The sequence below is a fragment of the Banduia mediterranea genome (genome assembly GCF_031846245.1).
Classification (GTDB): domain Bacteria; phylum Pseudomonadota; class Gammaproteobacteria; order Nevskiales; family Nevskiaceae; genus Banduia; species Banduia mediterranea.
The window spans coordinates 190,119-201,486 of record NZ_JAVRIC010000002.1 but is presented as its reverse complement, the minus strand read 5'-3'; the positions used below and the strand labels follow the sequence as shown (position 1 = coordinate 201,486).

The 11,368-nt window shown below is 62.3% G+C and carries 8 protein-coding genes and 1 pseudogene; 7 read left to right on the top strand and 2 right to left on the bottom strand.

What is annotated here, in order from left to right; all coding sequences use genetic code 11:
- Window positions 1-309: 309 nt before the first annotated feature.
- Window positions 310-1,452 carry a glycosyltransferase gene (locus RM530_RS02415; protein ID WP_311363609.1) on the bottom strand — a complete coding sequence of 381 codons (1,143 nt, stop codon included), beginning with the start codon at window positions 1,450-1,452 and terminating at the stop codon, window positions 310-312.
- A 426-nt stretch (window positions 1,453-1,878) separates the two neighbouring features.
- A pseudogene (locus tag RM530_RS02410) lies at window positions 1,879-3,011 on the bottom strand (IS3 family transposase).
- 421 nt (window positions 3,012-3,432) lie between these two features.
- Between RM530_RS02410 and RM530_RS02405 the strand changes: the two are divergent.
- The 7 genes from RM530_RS02405 to RM530_RS02375 all read left to right on the top strand — a co-directional run bounded on the left by RM530_RS02405 (window position 3,433) and on the right by RM530_RS02375 (window position 11,316).
- The gene (locus RM530_RS02405; protein WP_311363608.1) at window positions 3,433-4,299 is read left to right on the top strand and encodes a metal-dependent hydrolase; all 867 of its coding nucleotides are present in this window, start codon (window positions 3,433-3,435) and stop codon (window positions 4,297-4,299) included.
- Between the two features lie 9 nt (window positions 4,300-4,308).
- Window positions 4,309-5,307, top strand: a complete 999-nt coding sequence (locus RM530_RS02400; protein WP_311363607.1) for an SDR family NAD(P)-dependent oxidoreductase — start codon at window positions 4,309-4,311, stop codon at window positions 5,305-5,307.
- A 57-nt stretch (window positions 5,308-5,364) separates the two neighbouring features.
- Entirely contained in the window at window positions 5,365-6,993 is a 1,629-nt protein-coding gene (locus RM530_RS02395) for a flavin-containing monooxygenase (RefSeq protein ID WP_311363606.1), read from the top strand.
- Between the two features lie 56 nt (window positions 6,994-7,049).
- Window positions 7,050-7,940 carry a metal-dependent hydrolase gene (locus RM530_RS02390; RefSeq protein WP_311363605.1) on the top strand — a complete coding sequence of 297 codons (891 nt, stop codon included), beginning with the start codon at window positions 7,050-7,052 and terminating at the stop codon, window positions 7,938-7,940.
- A 222-nt stretch (window positions 7,941-8,162) separates the two neighbouring features.
- Window positions 8,163-8,996: an SDR family NAD(P)-dependent oxidoreductase gene (locus RM530_RS02385; protein WP_311363604.1), complete on the top strand. Its 834-nt coding sequence runs from the start codon at window positions 8,163-8,165 to the stop codon at window positions 8,994-8,996.
- 11 nt (window positions 8,997-9,007) lie between these two features.
- Window positions 9,008-9,898: an alpha/beta hydrolase gene (locus tag RM530_RS02380; RefSeq protein ID WP_311363603.1), complete on the top strand. Its 891-nt coding sequence runs from the start codon at window positions 9,008-9,010 to the stop codon at window positions 9,896-9,898.
- A 56-nt stretch (window positions 9,899-9,954) separates the two neighbouring features.
- The gene (locus RM530_RS02375; protein WP_311363602.1) at window positions 9,955-11,316 is read left to right on the top strand and encodes a DUF1329 domain-containing protein; all 1,362 of its coding nucleotides are present in this window, start codon (window positions 9,955-9,957) and stop codon (window positions 11,314-11,316) included.
- Window positions 11,317-11,368: the final 52 nt, after the last annotated feature.

Below are 11,368 nucleotides of genomic sequence, written 5' to 3'. Positions count from 1 at the left end.
CGCATTCGGGACTGCAATCATTGCTAGGCTGCTCCAGCGGCGCGTTTGCTCGGGCCGACGGCTCCGCGACAATGCGTTCGACGAGTACCTGTACCCGAGCGAGGCAGCGTGGGGTACACGGGCCGACGCGCGAACCGGCTCCAAGATGGCCCGGAATGCAATCGACCGGGGAATATGGTGGGCGGTACTGGGATTGAACAAGTGACCCCCCGTAAAGGCAGTGCTCTACCGCTGAGTTAACGGCCATGCCGCCAAGCGGCGCCCCGCAAAATGAATCTGCTGCGGCATGGCCGTCAGAACCAGAAACGGCTACCCCTCGACAGCCGAACCGCGCGATGCCAGCACCTCGTCCACATACTGGGTGATCTGCCTGATAAAGCGCGCTTCGCCGAATTGGGCAGCGTGCCCGGCAATGGCGCCCGCATTCCATTGCTGCGCTTCAAAATCCTGCAGGCGTCCGTTCAACGAATCCGCAGACTGCGCATCGAAGAACATCCCGCTCAAACCCGGCACCACGGTCTCCAGAACGCCTCCCCCGCCAAAAGCGAGCACCGGCTTTCCACAGGCCTGCGCCTCCACCGGCGTAATGCCGAAGTCCTCCAGCCCCGGAAACACGAACGCATAGCAGTTTCGCAAATAGGCCAGCATCTCCGCCCGAGGCAGCCATCCCTTGAACTCCACGGATGGGCCGGCCATGGCCTGCAGGCGCGCGCGGTCGGGGCCGTCGCCAACAACGATCAAGCGCCGCCCGTTCTGCGAAAAGGCCTTCATCGCAATGTCGATGCGCTTGTAACCCACCAAGCGCGAGGCGATCAGGTAATAACCACCATGGTCTTGCGTGGCCGAGAACTCCGTCAGGGTCACCGGCGGATGGATCACGGTTGAATCACGGCCATAGAACTGCTTGATCCGCGCCTGGATATACGCGGAATTCGCGATGAAATGGTCGATCTTCTGCGCAATCGCGTAGTCGCGTTGGCGCAAGGGCTTCAGCATCAGCTTGGCGGCCGCCTTGAGCATTGGGTGGATCGGCTCGTGCTCCATGTACTGGTCCGGCATCCAAAGGAAGCGCGCCGGCGTATGGCAATAACTGATCTTGATCGTCCGGGGAGAAAAACGCGCCCATTTCGAAAACCCGCTGCTACTGATCAGCGCCAGGTCGCAATCGATGGTGCCCAAGGAATGGAAAGCCGCCGGGTAGAGCGGAAAGTAGCTTTTGAACCGGCGCGAGATGCCTGGCAGCGAACGCATCCACGAATCGTGGATCGGCGCCTCGCGCAGCGCCGGAAGCAGCTGCTTCCGATCCACCACGCTGGTATAGATCGGCGCATGCGGAAATGCTTTGTGCAGCGACGCCACAACCTGTTCCGCGCCCCCCATCTGGATCAAGTAGTCGTGAACGATCGCAAGCTGTCCGGCCGTGGGGTCATCCGGTCCTGAATGAAGAGTCATTATCTGGCGAGCGCTATCCGAACTCTCGTTCGTGTTTCATTGGCGATGGATTCAGGTTGTCGAAGGGGCCACGCCCGAGTCGGACACACCTTTGCTGGGCCTATACGATACGATTATCCACTAGTGAAGCTTGCTGTGCCTAAAAATCAAGCCCGGCCAGGCAATAAACGTGCCCGCAACTGGATGGATGACGCCTGAACGGACCTCATCCGAAAAGCGCTGCGCATAAAGAAAACCGGCCGTCCCCGGTTCCTGAGGATAGTTGACTAGGCCGCATGTTGGCAAAATTGTAAGCGTATCTATCACCGATTTGACCCGTGGCAGGTCGGAGGCGGGAGGGGCCGGCAGAATTCCGGAACGAAATCCGTTCGTAGGTGCCAAGTCGCTTCTGACCTTGCCCTCGAATTCCGTACCCCATAACCGAGGTCATGAGCTGGCTTGTTTGGTCTGATCGGTCAGCCAGTGTTGCTCGAACTGCATCGGGGTGACGTAGTTCAAGGTGGAGTGTAATCGGGACTGGTTATACCAGAGCAGCCAGGCAATCGTTTCATCCCTGGCATGGCGGCGAGTAATGAAGCCTTGACCGTGCAGCCGTTCCACCTTCAGTGAGCCGAACAGCGTTTCGCTGCAGGCATTGTCCCAGCAGTTGCCATGCCGACTCATGGAAGCGGTGATGCCGTAGTCCTTGAGCACGTCTCGGAAATCCTCACTGGCATATTGGCTGCCGCGGTCACTGTGAAAAATCAATCCGGCGTCCTTGTCGGGATGGCGCTTGAACCATGCCATGCGCAGTGCATCGATCACGAGGTCGCGGGCCATGTCCGCACGCATCGACCAACCCACGACCTGACGGCTGAACAGGTCGATCACCACGGCCAAGTACAGCCAAGCTTCGTCGGTGGGAATGTAGGTAATGCCGCCCACCCAGACCGTGTCCGGCTCGGCCATGGTGAATTGGCGGTCGAGCAGATTCAGCGCAATCGGCAGGTCGTGGTTGCTGTCGGTGGTGACCTTGAACCGCTTCTTGCCCTTGGCGCGAATGCCGTGCTGGCGCATCAGCGCCTGCAGTCGCTGCTTGCCAACGCGCGCCGTTCTTGCGCAGCTCCCGCCAGATGCGTGGCCGGCCGTAAGCATGCTTCGTCTGAGCGTGAATTGCCCCTGATGTGCACCGGCAGCGCGTCGTCACTCAGGTGGCGACGCGGCGCCTCGCTGGCCTGGCGCGCCACATGCCCGTGGTAGCCGCTGAGGCTCACCTCAAGCACCCGGCATTGCACGGTAATCGGCCACCTCTGGCGGTGGCGCTGGATGAAGGCGTACTTCACTTCGCTGCCTTGGCGAAGTACGCCGTCGCTTTTCCCAGGATGTCGCGCTCCATCTTCACCTGGGCCAGTTCGGCACGCAGACGAGCTATCTCCATCTGCTCGGCGCTCACCGGCTTGCTGTCGGTGTCCTTGAGCTGCCCTTGCCGGTTCGCCTTGACCCAGTTGAACAGCGTCTGCTCAACGTGACCCAGCGTCTTGGCCACCGAGGCTTGGCTTTGACCACCCTCCACCACGCACCGCCTCTTGCTTGAATTCAAGCGTGTAGCGCGCCCGTGTCGTCTTCGTCTTGCGTGGATTGAATCACACGGCAAGGGATACGTTTTTCGCGGGCAAGGTCAAAAGCAGCACGATGCAGGTTCTGGTCACACCGGAGACCGATTTCATGGACCTGTTCAAGCGCGCGGCGCCGAGTGCCGCGGAGATATTCAACTGCTGATGCGACGCCTGCGCAGCTGAGTGAACACGGCCCGTGCGACCTCGCCAGCGGGCGGCGCCCACGTGTATTGACAAGCGCTGTCGCTCATAGTACGTTCTGTGCGTAGCGAAACACCGCACTACGGATGGATCGGCCCCGCAGAGGTTCCAAGAGTTGTCCAACTATCAAACTAACGTTCGGAGGTTCGACGTGTCTGCAGAATTGTCTTCATCTCGCCCCACAATGATTCCGCGGCTGCCGCGTGAGCTTCAGTTCGACGACAAGATTCCGGTCTACTGGGCAGGCGGGCATGTGTTCAAGTCGCGTTTCTTCGATGCCTTTTCCACCACGCTGCCCGAAGGCGAGAAGTTCTTCATCGTCTCGCTGCGTCAGTTCAAGGACGAACTAACTAGACCTGAGCTTCAGCAGGCGTTCAAGGACTTCGCGCGCCAAGAGGGCGCTCATGGAATGCTTCACAACGCCTATAACGCACGGCTGCAGCGCCAGGGCGTAGACATTCCGGCAATCGATGCCTTCCTGAAGAAATTTTTTGCTCTGCATACCCGACTGCTGTCGCCGCGCATGCAGATCACGTTGACGGCCTGCGCCGAGCACCTCACCGCCTCGATGGCGCATTCTATTCTCGATAACGACAGCCGCCTCATGGACGGTGCCGACAAGCGTGTGCGTGCGCTGTACTACTGGCATGCCGCTGAGGAAATCGAGCACAAGTCCGTGGCCTTCGATGTCATGCGAGACATCGCCAAGGTGGGGTATGTGCCGCGCGTCGTGATGATGGTTTATCTGAGCGTGCTGTTCAACGCCCTGGTGCTGCCGCTGGTCGAGCACGTTTTGCGGGTCGACGGATGCACGCGGCGCGAACGGGTCCAGTACTGGACCCAGGGCTTGTGGTGGCTGTTCAAGCCCACGCGCGGCGGATTCTTCCGCGATCTGGGTGCGCACTATCTTGCCTGGTTCAAGCCGGGTTTCGAGCCATGGGCGGCGGGCGAGCTGAAGGGCTACGACGCCTGGCTGAAGAGCTATGCCCAGCACGGCGATGCACTGGCTGCTGGCGAGGAGACGCATGCGCAGCTGGCCAAGGCGGCGTAGGGACGAGAGATGAAATCAAAGTCCTTCCAGAACAAGCTCGCCGTCGTCACCGGAGCGGGCAGCGGCATCGGTCGTGCGCTGGTGCTAGACCTCGTCCTGCGCGGGTGCGACGTTGCGGCCTGCGACGTCCAGCAACAGGCACTCGAGGAGACCGTCGCGCTCGCGGTGGGAAGCGGCAAGGCCCGTGCATACTGCTTTGATGTCGCCGACCGGGCAGCGTTCTATCAGCATGCCGACCGTATCAGGGGCGACTTCGGCCAGCCCGCCAACCTCATCATCAACAACGCGGGCGTCGGTCTGGGCGCGCGCGTGCGTGAGATGCGCTGGGAGGACTTCGAGTGGCTGATGGGCATCAATTTCTGGGGCGTCTGCTACGGCACCCAGGCGTTTTTGCCGCAGCTGATCGAGTCCGGGGACGGGCACGTGGTCAACGTGTCCAGCATCTACGGCATGATTTCCGGCCCGCTGACGAGCGCCTATAACGCCGCCAAGTTCGCGGTGCGGGGTTACACCGAATCGCTCCGAATCGAGATGTTGGCCGAAAAGCTGCCGGTGCAAGTGAGCTGTGTTCACCCTGGCGGCATCCGCACCAACATAGCCAAAAGCTCGCGCCTGGATGCGGGCGCGGGCATGGATCGCGCCGATTTCGACAAGTGGTTCTCGCGCATCACGCTGACCAGCCCGGAGAAGGCGGCGGCCATCATCATCAATGGCATACGGCACAACCGCCCGCGGATCCTGGTGGGCCCGGATGCACATCTCATCGACGCCATGCAGCGGACCCTGGGCATTCGTTATCAGTGGCTTGCCGGGGCGCTGCTCAATCCGCTCATGTTCGGCAAGTCCAGCGCGCCCCAGTCCAGGCCTGTTGCCGCCGCGCAACCGCCGGCAGCGGCAATGCCCGCACGGCCGGCGCCGGGCGCGGCAAAAAAAACATCCCGCGCGGGCGCAGGAAGGGCGAAGTCCGCGGGGCGTGCGCAGGCAGAAGCGGAAAACGACGCGGGTTGACCGGGAGGCATCAAGGCCCGCGCGCAGTTATTACATCACGGCAATGGAGTGAGACAGATGGCAGACGATGTGGCGACAACGCAGCGCAAGGCGGCGCTACTCAGCGCAGGGACGGATTTTCCGGTTCCGGACAGCGGGTGTGCGGCACGGCCCGTGCCGCACCGCCCGGACCACGAGGTCATCATCGTCGGTGCCGGCATCTCCGGGATCGGCTTGGCGATCGAGCTGAAGAAGGCCGGCATCGAGTCCTTCGTGATTCTTGAGCGCGCGGGCGATGTGGGGGGCACCTGGCGTGACAATCGCTATCCGGGCATCGCGGTGGACATCACTTCGTTCACCTATTCGTTCTCGTTCGAACAGAACCCGGACTGGTCCCGCGTGTTCGCTCCGGGCGCCGAACTGCAGCGTTATGCCCAGCGCGTTGCGGCCAAGTATGGCGTTTACCCCAAGGCCCGTTTCCGGACGGAAGTGGACAAGGCCGTGTTCCTGGAAGACCGGGATTTGTGGGAGGTCCGCCTCAAGAACGGCGAGTGTCTGTATTCGCGCTTCCTGGTTGGCGCCAGCGGCGGGCTGATCTCACCCAAGAAGCCGGAAATCAAAGGGCTCGACAGTTTCAAGGGCACGGTAATGCACACCGGGTACTGGGACGACAGCGTGGATCTGAACGGCAGGCGCGTGGCCGTCATCGGCACGGGTGCCACGGCCGTGCAGTTGGTGCCGTCGATAGCGTCGAAAGTGGCGCAACTGGACGTCTACCAGCGCACGCCCATCTGGGTGCTCAAGAAGCCGGACGCGGAGATCCCCGCCTGGCTCAAGTCCGCTTTCCGCATTCTGCCGCTGGTGCAGCGCGGCGTTCGCGCCTGCACCGACGCCCTGACGGAAACCGTCATGGTCGGCGCGGTGATCTATTTTCGCCAGATCCCCGGCTTGGTGCGCGGGGCAGAGCAGGCCTGCAAGAACAATCTGCTCGAGCAGATCCCCAATGACCCGGAGCTGCGCGAAAAGCTCACCCCGAAGTACGGCTTCGGCTGCAAGCGCCCGACCTTCTCCAACGACTACTTCAAGAGCTTCACGCGCCACAACGTCGAGCTGGTGACCGATCCCATCGACTGCATCACCGAGACCGGCATTCGCACCCGCGACGGCAGGGAGCGCCCGATCGACGTGCTCATCACCGCGACCGGCTATCGCGTATTCGAAAAGGGCAACATGCCCGCGTTCGAGGTCTGGGGGCGCGACGGCGTCGAACTGGGCCAGTTCTGGGACGAGCATCGCTATCAGGCCTATGAGGCCGTGAGTGTGCCGAAGTTTCCGAACTACTTCGGGATGCTGGGGCCTTACGGTCTGACGGGCACCTCGTACTTCAAGATGGTCGAGGCGCATGCCATACACGCCGTGCGCTGCATCAAGGAAGCCCGCAGGCGCGGCAAGACCCGTGTCGAGATCGGGCAGGGGCCGCACGAGCGCTATTTTCAGGACGTGATGCGCCGCCAGCAGAACACGGTCTTCGTCAGCAGCAGCTGCGCGTCGTCGAACAGCTACTACTTCGACAAGCACGGGGACGCACCGATGTTGCGTCCGACCACGACCGTGGAAATGCTGTGGCGGGCCAAGCACTTCCCCATGGAGCACTATCGTTTCAGCTGCGCCGAGGCGCGAGTCGCGGCAGCTCAGGAAGCGGCGTAGCGGCGCGGCGATCACCGACTCCGCGCATACACGTTGATCCAGACAGGAGAATTATCATGGCATTGGCAAACCGCAAGATTGGCTACGACGAGGTCCGTCCGCGTGACCTGCATTTCGACATGACGGACGTCCCCAAGTACTGGATGAGCAACGACCCGTGGACCACGCACTGGTGGAATGCCCTGCTCGCAGCGGTTCCGGACGGCGAGCGCTGGGTGATGCAATGCGTGCGCAGCCATCTGGTCAAGCTCAAGGACGAGAAGGTGCGCAAGGCCGGCATCGACTTCATCAAGCAGGAACACTACCACGCCCGCGAGCACGACATCATGAATCAGGCCGTGCAAAAGCATGGCATTCCGATGGACGAAGTCGAGCAGGCGTTCAAGAACATCCGGGCATTCCTGCAGAAGGTTCTGAGTGACGACATGCAGCTCTCGGTGATGGCCGCCGGCGAGCACTTCACGGGCACGATCTCGGCCGTATTCGTTGAGCACCCTGAGATATTCCGTGACTTTGACCCCAAGCTCGGGGCCATGATCGCCTGGCACATGATCGAGGAAACCGAGCACAAGTCGGTGTCTTTCGATGTTTATCAGGATGCGGTCGGCAGCTACCCGAAGCGCATCGCCGGCATGGTCCTGATGACCGCCATCTTCTTCACCATCTCGGAGTACCAGCGCCTGCGGCTGGTCGCCAAGGATGGTCAGCTGTTTAACTGGCGCTCCGCGATCAAGGCGCTGGACTTCCAGTTCTTCCGTCCGGGGTTCATGAGGTTGCTGGTCAAGCATTACGTGCCCTATTACCTCCCCAATTTCCATCCTTGGGATCACGATAATCGAGAGGCGATCCAGGTCTGGAAGAAGGTCTTCGATGCGACCGGCGATACCGCGAAAGCCTTCCGCGCCTTCATCGAGGGCGAGCCGGAGCTCAAGGCCGCCGCAGCCTGAACGTCTGCGCAAGCCCTTCATAAACAATACGGCGCCGTGCGGCAGAGTGGTTCGGCCGCACGCAGCGCCGGTGGGGAGCAAAACGCCGGGGAAGAGCGCTGGCTACCGGGCGGGGCGGGGCTGCTGTTTCTGAGCATCCCAAGCCCCGCACGCGCGGTAGGGCGTCGGCAAAGAAGACTAATGTTCCACATACGTTTTCTCAAGAGCTGGAGGAGATGGCAGATGACCGAAGTAGCGTCCCTGCGCAGTTACAGCCGAAACGCGGCCGCGGTGGTCACCGGGGCCGGCAGCGGCATCGGCAAGAGCTTCGCTTGCGAGCTGGCGCGGCGTGGCGGAACCGTATTGTGCGTCGATCTGGACGCCAGCCGCGCCGAGGAGATTGCGGAACTGGTGAACCAGCTGGGTGGCCGCGGGTTTGCCTACACCTGTGACGTCGGCGACGAAGCGCAGTTTGCGGAGCTTGCGGCCAGGGCGGACGAGTTGCTTGGGCGACCGACCACGCTCGTGATCAACAACGCCGGCGTCGGCGTTGGCGGTCGCATCGGCGACGTGAACCTTGACGACTGGCGCTGGTGCCTGAACGTCAATCTCTGGGGAGTGATCCACGGCTGCCATTTCTTTGCGCCCAGGTTCCGTGACCTCGGCTACGGTGGAATCATCAACACCGCCTCGGCTGCCGGCTTTGCGGCGGCGCCGGAAATGACTACGTACAACGTGACCAAGTCGGCCGTGCTGTCGCTGTCCGAGACCCTGTCGGCGGAACTCGCGGGCTCCGGTGTCCACGTCAGTGTGCTGTGCCCGACCATCGTGCCGACGAATATCATCAACGAAAGCCGCTTTCCGTCCGAGCGCAAGGCCTTCGCGGCCAAGGCCATGGAAAAGTGGGCGTTCACCGACAGCGGCAAAGTGGCGCGCATGACATTGGACGCGCTGGACCGCAACCGGCTGTACGTCCTGCCCCAGTGGGACGGCAGGCTCATGTGGCGATTCAAGCGCACCGCCCCCGGACTTTACGCGCGGGCGATGGGGCTGGGCTATCGGCTCGCGGCAGGCTGAGGAGAGGTGTCATGGCAAGTCTGAGTGCAGTTGCGGCCAAGACCGCGTTCCGGGCGATGCTCAAGCGTGATTTTCCGTCGGAACAGGCGGCGGTGAGCCACTTTCGTCGCATCCTCGACCTTCCGTTCCCTTCGCCGGTGCCGCGTGGTGTATCGGTCCAAAAGATCAGCATCGCCGGCGTTCCTTGTGAGCGCATGGCGGTGCGCCGCCCCGGAATGATGGTTCTGCACCTCCACGGTGGTGCCTTCATCGGCGGCAAGCTCGCCACCTACCATGCCTTCGCGGGCCGGCTGGCGAGGCTGCTCGATGCGGAGGTGATACTGCCGGACTATCGGCTCGCCCCGGAGCATCCGTTCCCCGCCGCTCCCGAGGATTGCATGGCCGTGTACCGCACGCTGCTCGAATGTGGTGTGGAGCCCGCGAAGCTCGCGGTGACCGGCGACTCGGCGGGCGGCAATCTGACCCTCGCGACCTTGCAGACCGCACGCGACGAAGGGCTTGCGCTGCCGCGCTGCGCGGTGGCGATCTCGCCGGGCGCAGATGTCAGTGGACGGCTGCCGAGCTGGCGCGAGAATGATCGCCGCGACGCCATGCTCTCGTACAAAACCATCCAGCTTGTGGCCAATGCCTACCTTGGGGACCACAGTCGGGACGATCCGCGTGCATCGCCTTTGTGCGGCGATTTTTCCGGCTTGCCGCCCCTGCTGCTGACGGTGAGCGACGAGGAATGCCTGCGCGACGATGCTTACGCGGTCGCGAGCAAGGCGCGGGCTCAAGGCGTGCGCGTCGAGATGCTGTCGAGGCCGGATCTTCCGCATGCCTGGCCGATTCTCAACGCGATCATTTCCGAATCGCGGACGGATCTGCGACGCATCGCCGACTTCATCCGTGGCACGGCGTGACGTGCCTGTGCGATCGATCAGAACCACAACTTCGGAGAAGAATCTTGAAGATGCATATGCGGAACCAACTGCACCGCTGGGCGGTGATGCTGATCCTATCAACGGTCGCGCTTCCGGCCATGGCCAAGGCGCCCCCTGAGGAGGTCGCCAAGCTTGGAAAGGAGCTGACGCCGGTCGGCGCGCAGCGGGCGGGCAACGACGATGGAACGATCCCGGAATGGACGCCTGCCGAACAGGCCGGACCGCTGAAGGGTTTCTGGCCCAGCAACCCGCAAGTGGAGGCGGAAAAACCCCTGTTCTCGATCACTGCCCAAAACATGGCGCAGTACGCCGGCAAACTGACCGAGGGCCACAAGGAGCTACTGAAGCGCTATCCCGACTCCTACCGGATGGACGTATACCCGTCTCACCGGTCCGCAACATTCCCGCAGGAGGTGTTGGACGCGAGCATTCGGAACGCCTCCACGGCCTCCTTGCCGGATGTCGACCGGCCGGAAGGCGCGACGTTGGGCCTGCCGTTTCCGATTCCGCAGTCGGGCGCCGAGCCGATCTGGAACCACAAGATGAAGTACCGCGGGGTCGCCGGGCGCCGCTACAACAACCAGATGATCGTGCAGCTCGACGGCAAGTTCACGCTGACGAAGATCATCGAAGACGTCAAGTTCTACTACGGTAATCCGAAGATCGATCCGCCGCTGGAGCTCAAGCCCGGCATTCCGCTGATCAAGTACGTCTCGGAGATCGTTTCGCCGCCGCGCATGGCCGGCACCTTCATCGTTGCCCACGAAAAGGCCGGCACGGGACCGGAGGGCCGCGCGGCCTGGCTTTACGCACCCGCGATCAAGCGTATCCGTCGAGCGCCGGCGGTGTGCTGCGACAACCCCTACGAGGGCACGGATGGCCACCAGTTCTATGACCAGGTGGACATGTTCAACGGCGTGCTCGAGCGCTACACGTGGAAGCTGCTCGGCAAGCGCGAGATGTACATACCCTATAACTCGTACAGGATATCCGGCAACAAGATCAAGTACGCCGACATCGCCCACCCCAAGCACGTCAACCCGGATCTGCCGCGCTACGAACTGCACCGCGTCTGGGTGGTCGAGGCCGAAAACCTGCCGAACCTGCGGCACACGTTCAAGAGGATTCACTTCTACCTGGACGAGGACAGCTGGAACATCGTGGCGCGTGACAACTATGACCACCAGGACCAGCTGATGCAGTTGCAGGAAGGGCATCTGATCTTCGCGACCAATGTGCTGACCACCGCCACGGTTCCCGAGGTGATTTATCACTTCAACAGCGGACGTTACTTCGTGACGGCCATGGCGAACGAGGACCAGCCCATCGACGCGTCGGTGGACTACGACGATATCTACTTTGAAGCCTCCAGCGTCCAGCAGCGGGTCGCAAAGTAGCGCGAGCGAGCGGGTGGTTGGCAGTTTGCCTGCGGCGGCTATCGGCCGGGTT